Raw genomic sequence first — 17,024 nt, forward strand, 5'->3', positions numbered from 1 at the left:
GCCGGGCTTATCTCCACGCTCAATCCAACGTCTCAGTCATTGCAATCAAATGATTTAACAAAATTATTGCGTATCTGGACAGCCAGGGCTGTATTTGAATTTTCATTGATGCGAATTACTCCATCTTCATCTTTGATCGCCTGGGAAAAATCCACCCCTTCGAACAATTGATCCAGATCAAATAATACCAGCACGCTGTTCAATGAATTTCCGTCCAGCTGAAGTCCGTCCTCATCTTCAAATTCAATTTCAAAAGACGCTCCTGTAGAAAATTCGACATCCCACTGCTCATCATTCGCGTCTTTATAGGTAAGTGCAATAAATACCGATCTGTTACCTTCCATAATCGGAGCAACCTCCATTTCGATTTCTTCATAACGGCCCGGAATTACATCCGCCACTCCAAAATCAGGAGTACTGGTTCCATTGATCAGATCCACAATAAACGCTCCCTCAAACTCTATTTCATCCTCATAATCATCGGAATCATCGTCGTTATCGTCAGAATCATCGTTGGAAGAGTTGTCATCATCTGAATCATCATCACTGTCATCATCATCATCACTGTCATCGTCATCATCCCAGTCACTGTCGACCAGTTCAAATTCAATTTCAGTTACGCCAATAAGAATCTCATTGAAGGTAATCTCATCCGCTGCCCTGCCAGAAGCGTTAACCTTTCCATTCGCTGCAACAGCCTTCATCTGAAGATCAAGTTGTGCGAAGGGCAGTGCAGGATCGTTATTTCCATCACATGCAGAAACCAGCATCGCGATTACCAACAGTGTCATTACAATATTTCTCATCTTCACTATCATTTTGATTTTAATTTTTAATCTGTTTGATAATGAAACCGTCTGACAGGTGATTTTCCTACCATACCGGACGCAAGAATTAAAAAAATAACGACGAAACGCCTTAAAGAGGGATGAACGCACTTCTGATCACGTTGTCATCCGGATCCGTCCAGGCGATAATGATCTCTTCAGCTCGGCGGGTAATGCGCGGGAAGCCACTGCTTCGTGATTCTGAAGAAGAAGCAATCAGATAGCGGGATTGCACATAGCCATCAGCGGTTACTATGGCTCCCCTGATGGCCGCGCCTTCCATCCAGGTTACGAAGGCACGGGTAGAATCGATCAGTTCAATATCAACCCGCCCTATCGGAGAATTTTCATTGATTCGAACGGGGGCATTAAAGGATTGACCTCCATCGTTCGAAAAAATAAGCTTCACTTCAGGCTTGTCATTGGCCGCGGTGAACCAGGCAATTGCCACTGTATTTTCAAGCGCACTGATCTGCGGACCATTTACGGGACACCCCTCAACCATCCACCCGTCACGATAAATCAAAACCGGATCTGTCCATTTGTTATTAACAAACCGAACGATAGCCATGTCACGAAATTCATTTTCTGAACGGTCACGATAGACCACTACCGGACCACGGGCAGTAATGGCAGCGGCCGTCTGGCAGCAATCACAAACACGATTATCCAATTCCCATTCGCCCTTTCTGGTACCATCACTTCCCAGGATGGCTGCACGGAGTGTCATTGCTCCTTCACCGTGGGAACCTGTAGTATTTCGTCCATCAAGCCAGGAGATGAACACATCAGTACCGGAGGGTACCATCGAAACAAATCCGTGTTCTGCAGGGACGCCATCTTCGTTCAGCGTGAACGGGGTGCTCCAGCTGATACCACCGTCAGCCGATCTGCGCAGGTATATATCGTAATTATATGTTCCCGGATCAGTCTTCTGAAGATAATGCGCGAAAATAATCTCACCCTGGCTCGTAACCAGGGAAGGAAAATCAGCCCAGTTCACAAACCAGTCAGCACCTTCGGCAATAGTCTGTATTTCCGACCATTGCTTGTTGCCCAGGTAACGTGTATACCGAAGTTGTGCAATTTCACCACGGGTGGTTGTCCAGGATAGAAACGTATTACCGCTGATATCAGTAAACAGGTTGGGAGCCTCACTGGGAGAGTCGGAAACTACAAAGTTTTCGACATCAGGAGAAAGTTCTGTTTGTGCCGTATCGCTTCCGGAACAGGCATTCAACACAATCGCGGTAGTAAGAAGAATTAAAATTTCACGCATAAGAAACACTAAGGACGTGAAATTTTCCTTTACATGAAACCCGCAGCACTTACAGTGCGTACCAAATTTCAAAGATTCCCTCAGCAATAGCCGAAGCTCCTAAAAACGCGCCGATTCCAATGGTAATATGCCTGGGAGCGATCCTGCCAAAGACATATGGAAGTCCGGAAACATTGGCTAGTCCGAATCCGGTTGCCAGCAAAAGACTGCCTGCAACAAAGAGAACTGAATTATTCCCTGCCATTAAAATGATGAGAATTCCAATGATCATCATACCTATGGTATATTGAAGTACACTTCTTATACCCGTCCGAATTACATAACGGCTGCTTACAAATGCAATCAATGCTGCAAGGCCGAGTGCCATGAACGAAAACTGATCTCCATTAAATATTTTAAGGGGTGAATTGACCGGTATATATTCTACCAGAAATGCTCTTCCAACGCCGAGCATTAAACCAATTTTAAGAATGGTTGAAACACTTGTTTTTACTGATCCGGGATTTGCACTTTGCTGAACACGTTCGTATACTTCATCAGTGGTAAGACGGTAAAAAAGATAACCGGTTCCCAGTACCAGTATGCCCCCGACAACGAATGTAAGTGTTTCCCCAAAAAACTGAATCAGTGAAATAACCAGGGGCTCCAGCGAATAGATCAGGTCGGTGATCAGAATAACCACACCCATCGCGATGGGCAGGTTTTTCTTGTTCGCGAAACTAACAAGCATCGAATAGGCAGGTGCTATAAATACTGCCATGCCGATCAGCCACAGAACTACCATCACTGGCAATATGGCCGCGATACCATGCTCAGGACCCAGGCTGATAATGCTTGCAACGATCATGAAAATCATTGCCGTTGCACTGATGCCGATCATATAGGTCATGAAATACTTACTTCTTCGGGCGAGATTTCGGTCAGCAATCCATCCTGCCACAACGGGCACCAGGATAAGTACAAGCGCCTTTACAAAAACAAGAAGGGTGGACAATCCGGTCAGCCCGAAACGCTGCAGTAAAACAGGCTGATATTCAAGATAGGCGATCCATGAGATAGCAATCGCGGCATTGAGGGCACCCAGACTGAGAACCTCGGGCCATTTAATTGAAGTATTATCCAGTGTGATAACGGGCTGTGAAGACTTTACGCCAGTTTGTTGGGAATAGGTATACATATTAATGCTAATCGATCCGCATATGTATACGATCGCTGAATACTTGGTAACTTCCGTTTACCCGTTCTTTTATCAGCTCCTCAACCGCAAAAAAACGACAGCAATCACCACAAAACCGATCCCGGTAATCCCGGGAGGATAGGCGCCAACTGAATAGGACAAATAGAACATGGCCAGTGCAAGGAGTATCAGAATAATGGCGGCTGACTTTAGCAGGGATTGGTTCATGATTTCAAGGGTTTGTATCATAAGATACAAAAATCAGGTTGAAGAGTAATCAATTCAGGCCTGCTGAATGGCCGCCAGGATTTTATCCCGCTTTTTCGTGAGGAAGTTCTTCTCTGAATTATTATTCACCTTTTCGATCGCGATATCAATTTGTGAGCGGGCCTTTTCATATATACCCTGACGGAAATAATATTCTGCCAGTAAGCCATGATACAGATACCGTCGCTGTTCCAGCTCTTCGGGCTCAATCTTTTGGAGAATATTCATGGCTTCGGTGAATTGTTCCAGCTGAATATGAATGATCGCCATATTGAGGTGATTCAAAGGTGATGAATAAACCGCATCCAGCCGTTCATACCACATCAGTAACCGGGACCAGTCGGTCTCCTCATATGTCGGTGCCTTCAAATGTTCCGATGCGATAGCCGCTTCATAGTGAAATCGGGAAAGTTCTTCGGTCTCGACTGCCTTATTCATCGCCGAGTGCCCAAGTTCAATCAATGGTCTGTACCATGCTGTACGGTCCTGTTCCCTCAGGCTTATCACTTCATGGTCTGCATTGGTTTTACTGCGAAGGCGGGCAGAATGAAAACACAAAAGTGCAAACAACGCGTGGGATGCCGCCGTCGATGTGTAGGAATTCGTTAGAAGCATTTTACTGAGCCTGAGCGCTTCCCCGCATAGTTCCTCCCGAATCAGGAGCTCCTTTTTGCCGCTATGAAATCCCTCGTTGAATATCAGATAGATCACATCATGTACCCGATCCAGCCGATGAGGCAATGAAGATCCCTCCGGGATCTCGAACGCAATCTGCTCAGCCTGGATCGTCTTGCGGGCACGTTGAAGCCGCTTTTTTACTGTTTCCTGCTTCAGCAGCAATGCAGAGGCAATCTCTTTCTCACTGAAACCCGAGATGGTTTTTAGCGAAAAGGCGAGCTGATCCCGTGTATCTAACCGGGGGTTGCAGGCGGTAAATATCATTCTGAGCTGGCTGTCGCTAACCTCGTTTTCCAGGATCAGATCGGTTTCCGACTGATTTTCAAAATCAGGAATCACTTTTGGAAACCGCTTCTGTTCTGAAGCGCGCTTACGCAGTATATCCAACATACGGTTTTTCGCCGCTTTATACAGCCATCCTTCGGGATTGTCGGGATATTGATTGGGCCAGGAACGGAATGCCGTAATGAACGTATCCTGTACTGCGTCCTCGATGGTATCCAAATGTTCGAGTCCGAATATTTTTGCAAGCAAAGAAACCATCTTTCCGTATTGATGACGGAAAAGATGGTCGAGCTGTTGGTTGTTGCTCATTGCTGGTCGAAGACCATCACCTCACGGATCTCTACGGTTCCGCCGATATCGTAATCCGGAAAATCTTCAGCCACCTTCGCCGCGGCTTCTGCGTTTTCCACATGGATTACGTAGTAACCTCCAACGAGTTCCTTCACTTCAGTAGCCGCCAGGTCTGTAACTGTGCGGTTCGGACCGGAGATTCGTTTTACTTCAGGGTGCAGCGCGTTGCCCTCCTTCACAATTCCGGCTTTTTCCATTTTTTCATGCCAGCCCCACCATTTACCCATCCGCTGCTGAATTTGTTCTGGGGAAAGTCCGAGTTCGCCGTAATCGGCACCGAGGAAAATCATCATATAGTCTTTCATGTTGATTGTTGTTTTAGATTATGAGTTGTCGTTATTTAATATAGTTACATTTCAGGTTTTCTGCTAGATTTCCAGCACTTCGTGGACCTCTACCGTAGCATTGGGATGCCAGTTCAGATGAGGATGATCACTGAAGAGTTGCAGAATTTCCTGCTGGTTCTGACCTTGAAGTACCGAAAATCCGCATACTTCCTTTTCAGAAAGCCGGGATTTCAGATCTTGTGTAACCGCGCTTCCGTTTCCCAGTGGTGCGCCAAAATCTACGATGGCTTCATCGTGTTTCGCTTTCCAGTCGAACCACATCTGCATGCTCGCTTCCCGCTGTTCAGGTGTCGACTGTGCTGATTGCTGCAGGGCTTGCGCCGGTGCATGATAGAGAACAATAAATTTTTTCATGATGATAAATTTTTGTGTTGTTATAAACTTTCAATGCAAAGACGTTGCTGTTATCATCAGGGGGGACAGACTTTCAATTTTTTTTTTGAAACATTCTCTTTTCAGCTCGTTGGCTGAGTACAATCACCTCAGGGAGAGATTCAGGTCATTGTTAATAAACTGTCTCCTTCCTAAAATCGTATAACATATCAGGAGCATGCTGATCGTCATTACGATATTGCTGCTTATCATCCTCGGAATCTTATTTGTTCCGATCGTGATTCAAATAGACACTGTTCACGAGACCTACCTTGTGAAGGTCAGCGGGATTGGTGCGTTTCAGATGGATCACGAAGAAAGTGAGCTTGTTTTCATTCTTATGCTGCCATTTTACAAAAAGGTGATTCATCCATTTCGTTTATCGGAGAAGAGGAAGAAATCTCCAAAGCCCGCAAAGGATACACCTGGAAAGAAGGAAAAGAAAAAATCACGCATGACGTTCCCACGGATGCTGTCCCTGATCAGGTCGTTCCGGATTAGGGAATTTTATTGCACGATCGATTCCGGCGATTATGTACGGAATGCCATGCTGGTTCCTGTTTTTCAGGCAATTACAAGTTACCGGAATAATCTGTCGGTGAATTTCACCGGCGAGTTTCAATTACAATTGTATGCATCCAATAACCTGTTCCGTCTGGGCAGGGCATATCTGAATGTGTAATCATAAATTAAATGTTCAACATAAAACTCAAAAGTCATGGAAATGCAATTCACGGAATTACTTGATAAGATCACAAAGTTCATCGAGTCGGAAGCCCGTTCTGAAACAGTGATCGGCAAACCCTTTAAGTTGGGTGAGTTTGATTGCGTACCTGTTATCCGGATCGGCATTGGATTTGGAAGCGGCGGAGGCGGCGGAAATGCCCCGAAAAACGGACAGGGTGAAGGCGGCGGCGCCGGTGCAGGCATGGGCATTGAACCCATCGGATTTCTGGTTACCAAGAATGACGAAATTTCCTTCCTGGGCGTAAACAAATCCAGCAAGGGAATATCAGCCGCGTTTGAAAAAATACCGGACCTGGTGGAGAAAATGATGACGAAGAAGAAGGAGGAAGCCTGAAACTAGTGGACAGTGGAGCAGTGGAGCAGTGGGTAAAGAGTCTGTAGTATTCAGTGCAAATATTTTAAAACGCAATATAATTGCCTTAAAATGTAGGATGAGATTCCGGCCTGTCCAGCTATATTATCACTCAGGCAAGTAAGCCGTCAAGGATGAAATTAAAGTTGTGTTTCATAACACACTCACTCTACACTTTCCAAACTAAAAAAGCCCATCGCTTCGCGACGGGCTTTTTTGATGTGATCCCGCTGGGGCTCGAACCCAGGACCCTCTCCTTAAAAGGGAGATGCTCTACCAACTGAGCTACGGAATCCTATTAAAAAAACGAACTTTAAATCGTTCGTTTTGTAAATGGAGTTGCAAAAGTAAGACCTCCCCCGTAAAATGCAAAGGTTACCTGAACAAATTTTTTCACAGGGCAGAATTCTTTAGCATCAGACAAATACTTAAGACCCAATTTCCAATTCGATCAAAATTTTTACTGAATTATCTTCAGATGATCCTTCACAATCAAACATACACAGATGTCTTCCGATAAATTCTTTATAATTGTGGTCGGATGAAACGGTTAATTCTTCTTGCATTCCTTTTTACCTGGTTGCTGTCTGCAGAAACAGTACTGGGTCAGCCGGCATTACTCAGCCGGGCAGACTCGCTGTTCACTGCGGGTAAGTACACCGAATCATTTGGAATATACGATGAAATCCTGACCGCCAACAAACAGTATTCACCGGCCATGCTGATGAAGATGGCCTATATCAAGGAAGGTCTCAATCAGTACAGCGAAGCCCTGTATTACCTGAACCTTTACTACCTGAAAACGGCAGACCAGGCTGTTCTCGCAAAGATGGATGAACTTGCCCAGGCCCGTAATCTTCGAGGCTACAGTGTTAACGATCAGGACATCATCTATACCTTTTTCTATCGTTATTATCCGTACATGATCGGTGCGCTCATGGCACTGGCCATTCTGATGCTTGCCCTGGTATACCGGGAACGCTTCCGGCTAAATCAAAGCGGGAAAGTGCCCGCTTTCTTTATGCTTGCCGTACTTGCCGTGCTGTTTTACCTGCTGAATTTCGGCCTGTCTTATGATAAAGGTATCGTAAATGACTCAACCGCCTACCTCATGGAAGGACCTTCCGCTGGTGCCGACGTGGTTGAGGTGATCGGGAAAGGACACCGGCTGGAAATCAATGGAAAAAAAGACGTCTGGATCAAAACATCCTGGGATAACAGGCCTGTTTATATCAAGGCCTCCAAACTCAAACCGGTCACTTTCTAATAACGTACGGTTACAGCTCCCTTAAATTCCTTGTCGGTCAGGCGAACGACATAATAGTATATTCCGGCAGGAACGCCCTCGCCATACCATCTGAAATACCGGTCGGGTGACCGAAAGACCGATTCTCCCCATCGATTATAGATGATCACCTCTTCAAATTTTCGTTCGCAATTATCCAGGGGTAGTCCTGTTACAATTGGCCGATTATCGTCGGTGAAACCATCCAGGGCAAAATATTGATTATATTCATCGTCATTGGGAGTGAAGATATTTGGCGGAATAAATTCCGAATCCGGGGAAACAATATCAGCAATCGATAATTCCAGCGTCAGGATTTCTTCACCACGTTCATAACAGTTGTCATCCGTCAACCGGAAGGTAAAGGAATACAGATCTTCTTCCTCCCCTATCGTGAATACATCACATTCAGGCAGCCAGATGAGTTCCGATTGTATTCGCTCCCTGCCGCGAACACTTTCAAATGTAAATCTGCCGACCAGCCGCGGGTCTGACTGAATCAATTCGAGGTGCATTTCATCATTATCGAAATCAATTCCCTGGATTCGTATTCTGATCTCTTCACCAATTTCAGCCTCGAGGCGGGCATTTACAATTTGGGTTTGGGTAAGACTTCTCGCGGTAAGCACAAGAGGTGTGGCAGCTGGCGGTTCCAAGATGAGATCCACCCTTAGAGTATCCCGGTTCGTAACTTGGCATTTATCAAAATCCTCAATGAAAAAGGCCATGTTCAATGTATCACGCTGTTCCAGCGGGTAGTCACAAGGAATGGCCATTCGAAATGGAGCAGATGGATTATCCAGTCCGCGCCCCGTAGCCCCCGCAAAGGAAATATCGTAATCGCCGAAATTAAAATTCAGACCTCTTCCTGTAATGGTCACCTCATCATTATCTTCATCAATACCGAGAACATTAAAATTAATCTCCTCACCCAGTGACAACCTGAATACAGCCTCCGGTTCATCCCTTCCTGTTCGGTTGGTATAAATCTCAGGAGATGTATTTGGCGGAAGATTGACTTTCAACCGGAGAGTGAGCCTTGTCGGGTCGCTGATCATACATTGATCTTCATCATCCAGCTGCAGCTGTATGGTAAATTCCGACCGCTCCGCGAAACTTGTTTTCGCACAATCATAATCCCATAAAAAACGGACCTCTGTACGTCCTGCTTCATTCTTTTCCTGTATGAATGACATTCCATATTCTTCAAGCCGGAAATTGAATGGGACAACAGCCATTGTAAGGGCATCCAGATCAATATCCCCCCCGACAATTAGCTGATCAAGCGATCCGCCCGATTCCTCATTCACTTCAATGGAATATACAGCCGGAAGATTTTCAAAGAATGGCCGGTTATTTGGAGGCGGACGTACATTCAGGCGGACGATCACTGTATCCAGTTCGGGTTGCGGACAGGCATCGTCCATCGCAATGATACCGATTTCATATGGCTGGTTTGGCACATAGGGACAATCGGGAAAGCAAACCGTAAATCTGGCTACATCATTTGCCCCGCGCAGCGGAACATTCTCACTGAAATCAATAACTATGTCTTCCAGGTTCGCGTCGAAATTGATTGGAATTGCGCGAATGCTGACGTTCTCGACGAGCTCGCCGCTCACAGGAATATCACGCACTTCAAATTCCACACATTTGTCATCATCTGTGTAGTCGAAGTCGATGATATCACCTTCCCTGTACACCTCCTGGCTGCCCACTTCCCTGGCAAGTATGGATGGTGCATTATTCACACAGCCATCCACGACGAGCATCTGGAAATCACGCCGCATCTCGCCAATCTTTATGCCATCACGAAATTCTTCACACTGTACAGCAAAAACAAAAAGACCTGTTTTCTTTGGAGTGACCGTTAGAAGACCTTTTTTACTAATCTGAAGATCAGGGTCCCCTTGCATAATGTTGGTCAGATTGAAACCATTTTTCCACTGAACTTCGGGATACGGACCCGGATTCGGCGGATCAGGCAACGGATCAAAAGTATTGAAAGTTGAATAGGGAGTAACCATGGAATATACCAGGGAATCTCCGTCGTCATCTACCCCGGAGAAGTCGACATAATAGAATTTGTCGACGCACCCGTAGTCGCGCAAGGGCGGAAACAGACGTGGGGTGGAATTTACAAAGGGCTGTCCATTTTTTGCTACCGGGGGAAACTCAAGATAGAAAGTCTGGCCGGCCGAGATTCCCATACCAGGAATGTCGCTGTATATATTATCAATCAGGTAGTTCCTGCAGCACCGTTCAAAGGCCACATAGTATCCCCCCGGATCATCAAAATCCTCCGGAGGCAGGTTTAGGGCCGCGGTGTAGAGCAAGCGCGACGTGCGCAGAAAATCTTCACTGCAGGCGACATTGCTGTAAGGTACATTTGACTGATTCGAGAGGGGTAACAACACCTGCCGCATAAACCGGTTGTCCGACTTCCGGTAAATGTAAACAGTCACGAAATTATCAAGGGCCCCGGGGCTTCCATTTACAAGATCGAAATACAGGATCAGGTTCAATTGATAGTTATAACCATCCTTATGCAGCAATTCAAATTCTCCACCTACGATATGAGAGGCAAATGCACTACCTTTGAATGCAAAAAGCATTAGGAGTACAAGCACACACCGGCGAGCTGTCTGATTCATCGTACGTAGTGGTTTGTAGTAGTTGGGTTAACTATGAAGATAAAAAATAAAATATTAACCGCCATAGAAATTGAAAGAATGGCGGCAGAAGGTAAATGTGTTGCGCATCATGATGGTAAAGTTGTTTTTGTAAATCAGGTGGCCCCCGGCGATGTGGTTGATATACAGATCATTAAGAAACGCCGCAACTATCTCGAAGGTAATCCGGTGCACTTTCATACCTATTCCCCTCTTCGTACTCAACCTTTTTGCGATCATTTCGGAACCTGTGGCGGATGCAAGTGGCAGCACATCGGCTATGAAACACAGTTGGCCTTTAAGCAGCAACAGGTTATCGATGCGATGGAACGCATTGCCAAAGTTCCGGTTCATACCATTCATCCCATCCTGGGATCAAAGGAAACCAGATTTTACCGAAACAAACTGGAATATACGTTTTCCAATAAACGATGGCTTACGCGGGAAGAAATTGAATCAGGTTCTGATCTGGGCCGCGAGGCGCTGGGCTTTCATATTCCCGGCCGCTTCGATAAAATCCTGGATATCGAAAAGTGTTATCTTCAGCCAGATCCTTCAAACCAAATACGTCTCTGGCTTAAGGACTATGCAATTAAAAATAAACTCCCATTCTTTGATCTGATTGATCAGACCGGGTATTTGCGAAACCTGATCATTCGTACCGCATCAACAGGTGAAGTGATGGTGATTGTCCAGGTAGCGGAAAAAAATGATGACTTGTTAAACCCGTTAATGGAAGCAATGAAAGTTGCCTTTCCGGAAATCACTTCTCTTAATTACGTAATCAATCAGAAAAAAAATGAAACCTTCCATGACCTGGAAGTCGTCAATTATTCAGGCAGAGCCTATATTCTGGAATCCATGGATTTACCCGACGGATCAGGAAGAACAGTCAGCTTCAGGGTTGGACCAAAATCATTTTACCAGACTAACAGCCGGCAAGCGAAAACGCTCTACGATGTGGCTTACAGAATGGCCGCGCTCAAAGGAGATGAAACAGTCTATGACCTCTATACAGGCACCGGAACCATTGCTAACTTCATCGCACATGGAGCGAAAAGGGTTATAGGTATTGAATATGTGGAAGCGGCTATTGAGGATGCACGTGTGAACAGTGCTGAAAATGAAATATCAAATACCAGCTTTTTTGCCGGTGACATGAAAGACCTCCTCTCAGCTGATTTTATTGAGAAACATGGTAAGCCTGATACGGTAATCACCGATCCTCCACGAGCCGGAATGCACCAGGATGTAATCAACGTGCTGCTTACAACTGCACCGGAGAAGATCGTTTATGTAAGCTGCAACCCCGCTACACAGGCAAGGGATATTGCGTTGCTGGCCGGGATGTACGATCTTATGGAAATCCAGCCGGTCGATATGTTTCCGCAAACACATCATGTGGAGAACGTGGCATTATTGCTGCGCAGGTAATACCAACCACTGCCAAAATCGACCGTTCCGGCAAATGATAACGGAAGCTGTCCCCTTTTTTAGTATCTTCCTTTTATGAACCGCCTGGTCCGTCATAAAGCATTTCCTGAAGCATATATCTGGATCACTGCACTGGCAGTGCTTGCATTTATAAATCCTGGAAATAATCACTGGACGCTGTGTCCGCTGGCAAATATAGGTATTGATTTTTGCCCCGGATGTGGTCTGGGTCGCGGCATATCGCACCTGCTGCATGGTGAATGGTCACAATCGTGGAATACACATCCTTTAAGTTTTCTGGCAGCGATCATTTTGGTTCATCGTATAATTCGTTTATTTAGTTCAAACAAACCTTTAACAACAACCACCTATGGCAAAAGCAATAGAGTTATTTCCTGAATTACAGGGGCTGGAATTGGATTATATCCAGAGCGTAATTGGTCCTCTTTCCGATGAGGAGGCAATCAAATTTCTTAATATTTACCGCGCACGTCGCAAACGGCCGGAAGATATCCTGATCTTCTCAATCATTGGCCTGTTCCTGATTCCGGGCTTGCAACGATTCTTCCTGAACCAGATCGGAATGGGAATTCTTTTCTTTTTTACAATCGGACTGTGTTTTATCGGCTCCATCATTGACCTGGTGAATTACCAGAAAATGACCTTCGAATTTAACCAGCGTGTGGCTGATGAAGTGCGAATGGGCCTGGGAATGTGAATTGTGGTCAGTAGTCAGTGGTCAGTAGTCAGTAGTCAGTAGTCAGTAGTATTTCGTTTATGCCATTGAGGTAGAATCGTATTCCAAACTTAAAATTCAACAACAAATAGCGAAGGTTTTGATGCAAAAAACTATTAGTCAGAAAGCCAGAATCGATTGTTAATCCCTACCACTACTACTGACTACTGACTACTGACTACTGACTAATCATTGTATTCATAGGTTCCGGAACCGATACTACCGAAATATTCCTGAAACACCTTCAGGTACCGGTCAAGATCCTGATCGGAAACCTTCTTGCCATTGAACCGAAAACTGTCTTTACTAACCTTTAGTTTATTCAGTTTTTCACCATTTTTCAGATAGTTGTCATTGCGCAACATTCTTTCAATCATTGACTGGAACTGGTTGTGCCGATCCATTTCCACCTGTGCACGCTCCATCTCCTTTTCAGCCATCTCAAGTTCTCTTGCCATCATTTTCTCCCGGATCTCCATCTGCTGCGCCAACTGCTTCTGCACCATTTCCATCTCCTGCGCGATTTGTTTCTGGGTGATTTCCATTTCCTGGGCAAGCTGCTTCTGGGCAATTTCCATTTCCTGCCTGATACGCAAACGCTCCTCGTCGGACAGCTTACCGCCGTTTTTTTCGAACTCTTCACGGACCTGTTCCCTTACACGTTCCCACTCTTCACGCATCTGTTCGCGCTGTTCAAGAAGTTGCTCCCGCATTTCCATCATCTGTTCACGGCTTACTTCCCTCAATTCAAGCTGGGCCCGTCGGATTTCCTCCCTCGCACGGCGTAATTCTTCGCGTTGGCGGTCATTAAGTCGGGTCCATGTGGTATCTCTTCTCAGAATATTGGTATCCAGTGCAACCTGCACAGAGCCTGTCAACACATTCATGTCCAGGTCTTCAATCACCTCAAATGCCTTTTCTATATTGATCTCTGCAACGCCCGAAAGTGTAATATCCATGTTCGCCATGGCATCCATGGATGCGGTCATGATCGGATCAAAATCTATTTCTGCAAATCCGGATAAATCAATATCAAGATCCAGGGTATCCAACGAATTCACCGCAACCACATTTGGCATCGTTGTTTGCGCAGGAACCTTCACCCGATTGATTTTTGAGGCTGGTTTGGTAGTGTCGGATAAAATGGATCTTGAGACGGACTGCGAAAGAATACCCGCTGTAACCTTTTGAGCCTGTGCCTGATCATCACCCGGCTTAACGCTGATGAAATTGAAGCCAATCAGGCCGACTGTAAATATAATGGCCATTACCACCAATTTGTAATTTCCACCCTGACGATAATCGGGTTCAAGCAACCGGCGGATCCTGTGTAGTAAATCACTTTTATCAGACCCCAGACCCATAGCCAGTCCTGTGCCAGCCAAACGATATGTCTCAAGACTGGACAGTGCTTCAACGTATAACCGACGGTCGGAACAAAAATCCACGGCAAGATCATCGCAGCATCGTTCCCGCTCGTTATTGATGCTTTTCGAGATCCACCAGACAAACGGATTGAAGAAGAATATAGCCTCCAGGCTACGTTGAATAATATTCACCAGGTAATCATGCCGGCGAATATGCGCGAGCTCGTGGGCAAATATGGCTTCAAGCTGTGTTGCTGAAAGACCACTCAACAACGTGACGGGTAACAGCAAAACCGGACGTATATGTCCGTAGATCATGGGCATATCCACATGCGCAGAATTCAGAACCCTGATCCTCCGCGTAATACCAAGATCCGTTGCCATGCGGTGTATTTTATCCTCCCAAACAGAAGGAACATCGGTGTTGGACAGAGCGGTAAGTCTTCCCAGGTAATGAAAACCCGCGATCATGCGAAGAACAAATAATGATGTGCCAACCAGCCAGAAATTAATAAACCAGGGCATCAATGTCCGGAAATCGGTTAAGATCGATTCGGCAGGAACTGCTGAACCGGCCAGCAGCAGGATATCCATCGATTCATCGGCAGCCTGTAAGCTTACAGTGGGCCAAATAATAAATGTCGTTACCGCAACGGAAATAAAAAAACCACCAAAGGCAATCAATCCTCCCAGGTAACGCCTGTGGGCATCTTTGAATAACTGCCGAATCATCAGCAGGGCCATTGACCAGATGGCGCCCTGCCAGAGCGAATGAAGTAATGCCATACCGACAGCCTCCTTATACATTTCAGGGATCATGACATTCATTTCACACCCCCTTCCAGATCATCCAGATACTTGCGAATAGCATCCAGTTCCTTTTTCGATGACTTGCGGCTTCCAAGCGCGCCCATTACAAGCTTCATCGCCGAGCCCTTGAAAGCCCCGTCCAGTAATTCATTCACCAGGGACTGCTGGGCATCTGACTCAGAGATGGCTGCTTCGTAAATATGCGTTTTACCATCGCGCGTACGTCCGACAATACCCTTGTCGAACATGATCTGCAAAAATTTCAGCGTGGTGGTGTACCCGATCTCACGATCCCGGGACAACTCATCGTTGATCTCCCGAACGGTCGACGGACCCCTCCCCCACAATACCTGAAGGATCTCGAATTCCTTCTCGGTTGGCTTTGACTTCTTTCCCATTGTTGTAATTTATTTTGAGTTAAAATCTTATTACGAATTGTTTCGTACTTCAATGGTACGGAGAAAAATTCTCTCCGCCAACTTTAATTACGAAAATTTTCGTAGAAGGTTTACAGAATTTTCAACCGGAGTTTATTTTACGCTCACTGACTGGGAAAATCAGTCATTTACCTGTTTATCACTTGCAGCACCGATCGAAAAATGGTTGCCAACGGTATTTTCACCAGAACTTCTGATCTAAATCAGTTGTTAATTTGAGGAGAATTACTTTCATACTCTGGTGGTTCTCATTAGTTTTGTAACTGCTTTAAAAAAATGTCCGTACATTTTAACGTCATAGGATTATCATTCAAAGGAACTCCCATAGAGATCAGGGAGCAGCTTGCGCTGGATGAAAGCGAAGTTCAGCGATTACTGCAGTTTCTTTCCGACTTCACATCTGTGCAGGAAGCGCTTGTGTTGTCGACCTGTAACCGTACGGAAGTTTTCTTTTCATCTGAAGACGGCCAGGCTAATGACATTATAAAGGGCATTGCCACCATAAAAGGTCTTTCCTTTGAGGATATCGTAAAGTTCTTTCAGCACAAGGCCGACCACGAAGCAAGTATCGAATACTTATTTCGTGTGAGCATGGGCCTGGAAGCACAGGTGATAGGTGACATTCAAATCTCCAACCAGGTAAAACGAGCGTACCAGCAAAGTGCAGATGTAAATCTTGCCGGACCGTTTTTGCACAGGTTGATGCATACCATATTCTTCACCAACAAACGGGTAGTTCAGGAAACAGCCTTCAGAGATGGTGCCGCGTCTGTTTCCTATGCTGCTAAAGAACTGGCAGAAGACGTGACCAGGGAGATCATTGATCCCCGTGTGTTGATCCTTGGCTTGGGGGAGATCGGACTCGATGTTTGCCGGAACCTGGTAGACTCTAAATTAAAAGACATTACCATTGTGAACCGGACATTCGCAAAATCAGAGGAGATGGCGGCAGAGTGCGGTTTCAAGACGGGCAAATTCGAAGATCTGATGTATCACATCGATCATTCGGATATTATTATTTCTTCAGTATCCTCACATGAGCCCCTAATCACCCGAAAAATGGTGGCTAATCTCGAGATTCTGACCCCGAAGTTTTTTATCGACCTTTCTGTACCCAGAAGTATCGACCTTCATGCAGAAGAAGTTCCGGGAGTATTAGTATATAATATTGACCACATTCAGGAAAAGACCAGCGAGGCACTACAAAAACGAATCGATTCAATTGAATCGGTTGAGAGGATTATTGATGAGTCTATCGCTGAATTCAGGGATTGGTCGAAGGAGATGATCGTATCACCAACCATCAAAAAACTCAAGAACGCACTGGAAGAGATCCGGCAGTCGGAAATGGAGAAATACCTGCGCACCGCCACTCCGGAACAGGTTGAGATCATCGACAGGGCCACAAAATCCATGGTACAAAAAATCATGAAGTACCCGGTTCTTCAGCTCAAAGCCGCCTGCCAGCGAGGGGATGCTGAAAACCTGATTGACATTCTTAATGATCTTTTCGATCTGGAGAAGCAATCGGCCAACACCAACAACTAATCTTTCACATAAAGTTCATATAGAAAAATGTCTGATTAGCGGCATTTTCCGTT

Annotated in this window: 17 protein-coding genes and 1 tRNA gene; 7 read left to right on the top strand and 11 right to left on the bottom strand. The window is 45.6% G+C overall.

What is annotated here, in order from left to right:
• Positions 1 to 32 precede the first annotated feature (32 nt).
• The 7 genes from LDX50_RS11650 to LDX50_RS11680 form a co-directional block, all read right to left on the bottom strand.
• Positions 33 to 806, bottom strand: a complete 774-nt coding sequence (locus LDX50_RS11650; RefSeq protein WP_225698623.1) for a hypothetical protein — start codon at positions 804 to 806, stop codon at positions 33 to 35.
• Between the two features lie 112 nt (positions 807 to 918).
• Complete coding sequence (locus LDX50_RS11655) at positions 919 to 2,106, bottom strand: exo-alpha-sialidase (RefSeq protein ID WP_225698624.1); 1,188 nt, start codon at positions 2,104 to 2,106, stop codon at positions 919 to 921.
• A gap of 49 nt (positions 2,107 to 2,155) precedes the next feature.
• Entirely contained in the window at positions 2,156 to 3,283 is a 1,128-nt protein-coding gene (locus LDX50_RS11660; RefSeq protein ID WP_225698625.1) for an MFS transporter, read from the bottom strand.
• 72 nt (positions 3,284 to 3,355) lie between these two features.
• Positions 3,356 to 3,511 (bottom strand): hypothetical protein, encoded by a 156-nt coding sequence (locus tag LDX50_RS11665; RefSeq protein WP_225698626.1) that lies wholly within the window; start codon positions 3,509 to 3,511, stop codon positions 3,356 to 3,358.
• Between the two features lie 54 nt (positions 3,512 to 3,565).
• Entirely contained in the window at positions 3,566 to 4,822 is a 1,257-nt protein-coding gene (locus LDX50_RS11670) for an RNA polymerase sigma factor (RefSeq protein WP_225698627.1), read from the bottom strand.
• Complete coding sequence (locus tag LDX50_RS11675; protein WP_225698628.1) at positions 4,819 to 5,169, bottom strand: YciI family protein; 351 nt, start codon at positions 5,167 to 5,169, stop codon at positions 4,819 to 4,821. The genes LDX50_RS11670 and LDX50_RS11675 overlap by 4 nt, the downstream gene beginning before the upstream one ends.
• A 63-nt stretch (positions 5,170 to 5,232) precedes the next feature.
• Complete coding sequence (locus LDX50_RS11680; protein WP_225698629.1) at positions 5,233 to 5,565, bottom strand: hypothetical protein; 333 nt, start codon at positions 5,563 to 5,565, stop codon at positions 5,233 to 5,235.
• A gap of 196 nt (positions 5,566 to 5,761) precedes the next feature.
• On the opposite strand from LDX50_RS11680, the gene LDX50_RS11685 reads away from it, so the two are divergent.
• Together LDX50_RS11685 and LDX50_RS11690 are read left to right on the top strand one after the other, a co-directional pair.
• Positions 5,762 to 6,265 carry a hypothetical protein gene (locus LDX50_RS11685; protein WP_225698630.1) on the top strand — a complete coding sequence of 168 codons (504 nt, stop codon included), beginning with the start codon at positions 5,762 to 5,764 and terminating at the stop codon, positions 6,263 to 6,265.
• 36 nt (positions 6,266 to 6,301) lie between these two features.
• Positions 6,302 to 6,664, top strand: a complete 363-nt coding sequence (locus LDX50_RS11690) for a GerW family sporulation protein (protein WP_225698631.1) — start codon at positions 6,302 to 6,304, stop codon at positions 6,662 to 6,664.
• 240 nt (positions 6,665 to 6,904) lie between these two features.
• Here LDX50_RS11690 and LDX50_RS11695 read toward each other — a convergent pair.
• Positions 6,905 to 6,977 (bottom strand) — tRNA-Lys (locus LDX50_RS11695).
• Positions 6,978 to 7,223: 246 nt separating this feature from the next.
• On the opposite strand from LDX50_RS11695, the gene LDX50_RS11700 reads away from it, so the two are divergent.
• The gene (locus LDX50_RS11700) at positions 7,224 to 7,949 is read left to right on the top strand and encodes an SH3 domain-containing protein (RefSeq protein WP_225698632.1); all 726 of its coding nucleotides are present in this window, start codon (positions 7,224 to 7,226) and stop codon (positions 7,947 to 7,949) included.
• On the opposite strand, the gene LDX50_RS11705 is transcribed toward LDX50_RS11700, so the two are convergent.
• A complete protein-coding gene (locus tag LDX50_RS11705; RefSeq protein WP_225698633.1) occupies positions 7,946 to 10,621 on the bottom strand; it encodes a T9SS type B sorting domain-containing protein in 2,676 nt (891 codons plus the stop codon). The two genes, LDX50_RS11700 and LDX50_RS11705, sit on opposite strands and share 4 nt — an antisense overlap.
• A 33-nt stretch (positions 10,622 to 10,654) precedes the next feature.
• On the opposite strand from LDX50_RS11705, the gene rlmD reads away from it, so the two are divergent.
• From rlmD to LDX50_RS11720, 3 genes are all read left to right on the top strand, one after another.
• On the top strand, positions 10,655 to 12,073 hold the full coding sequence (gene rlmD / locus LDX50_RS11710; RefSeq protein WP_225698634.1) for a 23S rRNA (uracil(1939)-C(5))-methyltransferase RlmD: 1,419 nt from the start codon (positions 10,655 to 10,657) through the stop codon (positions 12,071 to 12,073).
• Between the two features lie 75 nt (positions 12,074 to 12,148).
• The gene (locus LDX50_RS11715) at positions 12,149 to 12,472 is read left to right on the top strand and encodes a DUF2752 domain-containing protein (RefSeq protein ID WP_225698635.1); all 324 of its coding nucleotides are present in this window, start codon (positions 12,149 to 12,151) and stop codon (positions 12,470 to 12,472) included.
• Positions 12,444 to 12,791, top strand: a complete 348-nt coding sequence (locus tag LDX50_RS11720; RefSeq protein WP_225698636.1) for a TM2 domain-containing protein — start codon at positions 12,444 to 12,446, stop codon at positions 12,789 to 12,791. The genes LDX50_RS11715 and LDX50_RS11720 overlap by 29 nt, the downstream gene beginning before the upstream one ends.
• A 203-nt stretch (positions 12,792 to 12,994) precedes the next feature.
• On the opposite strand, the gene LDX50_RS11725 is transcribed toward LDX50_RS11720, so the two are convergent.
• Both LDX50_RS11725 and LDX50_RS11730 read right to left on the bottom strand, forming a co-directional pair.
• Positions 12,995 to 14,995 (bottom strand): M56 family metallopeptidase, encoded by a 2,001-nt coding sequence (locus LDX50_RS11725; protein WP_225698637.1) that lies wholly within the window; start codon positions 14,993 to 14,995, stop codon positions 12,995 to 12,997.
• Positions 14,996 to 15,000: 5 nt separating this feature from the next.
• Positions 15,001 to 15,384 (bottom strand): BlaI/MecI/CopY family transcriptional regulator, encoded by a 384-nt coding sequence (locus LDX50_RS11730; protein ID WP_225698638.1) that lies wholly within the window; start codon positions 15,382 to 15,384, stop codon positions 15,001 to 15,003.
• A 315-nt stretch (positions 15,385 to 15,699) separates the two neighbouring features.
• Here LDX50_RS11730 and hemA point away from each other — a divergent pair, with 315 nt between their 5' ends.
• Positions 15,700 to 16,971: a glutamyl-tRNA reductase gene (hemA, locus tag LDX50_RS11735; RefSeq protein ID WP_225698639.1), complete on the top strand. Its 1,272-nt coding sequence runs from the start codon at positions 15,700 to 15,702 to the stop codon at positions 16,969 to 16,971.
• Positions 16,972 to 17,024 lie beyond the last annotated feature (53 nt).

The sequence above is a fragment of the Fulvivirga sedimenti genome, assembly GCF_020328055.1.

Bases quoted from the DNA above. Each gene is read 5' to 3' on its own strand.
- LDX50_RS11650 (WP_225698623.1), bottom strand. From the start codon at position 806: ATGAGAAATATTGTAATGACACTGTTGGTAATCGCGATGCTGGTTTCT.
- LDX50_RS11655 (WP_225698624.1), bottom strand. From the start codon at position 2,106: ATGCGTGAAATTTTAATTCTTCTTACTACCGCGATTGTGTTGAATGCC.
- LDX50_RS11660 (WP_225698625.1), bottom strand. From the start codon at position 3,283: ATGTATACCTATTCCCAACAAACTGGCGTAAAGTCTTCACAGCCCGTT.
- LDX50_RS11665 (WP_225698626.1), bottom strand. From the start codon at position 3,511: ATGAACCAATCCCTGCTAAAGTCAGCCGCCATTATTCTGATACTCCTT.
- LDX50_RS11670 (WP_225698627.1), bottom strand. From the start codon at position 4,822: ATGAGCAACAACCAACAGCTCGACCATCTTTTCCGTCATCAATACGGA.
- LDX50_RS11675 (WP_225698628.1), bottom strand. From the start codon at position 5,169: ATGAAAGACTATATGATGATTTTCCTCGGTGCCGATTACGGCGAACTC.
- LDX50_RS11680 (WP_225698629.1), bottom strand. From the start codon at position 5,565: ATGAAAAAATTTATTGTTCTCTATCATGCACCGGCGCAAGCCCTGCAG.
- LDX50_RS11685 (WP_225698630.1), top strand. From the start codon at position 5,762: ATGCTGATCGTCATTACGATATTGCTGCTTATCATCCTCGGAATCTTA.
- LDX50_RS11690 (WP_225698631.1), top strand. From the start codon at position 6,302: ATGGAAATGCAATTCACGGAATTACTTGATAAGATCACAAAGTTCATC.
- LDX50_RS11700 (WP_225698632.1), top strand. From the start codon at position 7,224: ATGAAACGGTTAATTCTTCTTGCATTCCTTTTTACCTGGTTGCTGTCT.
- LDX50_RS11705 (WP_225698633.1), bottom strand. From the start codon at position 10,621: ATGAATCAGACAGCTCGCCGGTGTGTGCTTGTACTCCTAATGCTTTTT.
- rlmD (WP_225698634.1), top strand. From the start codon at position 10,655: ATGAAGATAAAAAATAAAATATTAACCGCCATAGAAATTGAAAGAATG.
- LDX50_RS11715 (WP_225698635.1), top strand. From the start codon at position 12,149: ATGAACCGCCTGGTCCGTCATAAAGCATTTCCTGAAGCATATATCTGG.
- LDX50_RS11720 (WP_225698636.1), top strand. From the start codon at position 12,444: ATGGCAAAAGCAATAGAGTTATTTCCTGAATTACAGGGGCTGGAATTG.
- LDX50_RS11725 (WP_225698637.1), bottom strand. From the start codon at position 14,995: ATGATCCCTGAAATGTATAAGGAGGCTGTCGGTATGGCATTACTTCAT.
- LDX50_RS11730 (WP_225698638.1), bottom strand. From the start codon at position 15,384: ATGGGAAAGAAGTCAAAGCCAACCGAGAAGGAATTCGAGATCCTTCAG.
- hemA (WP_225698639.1), top strand. From the start codon at position 15,700: ATGTCCGTACATTTTAACGTCATAGGATTATCATTCAAAGGAACTCCC.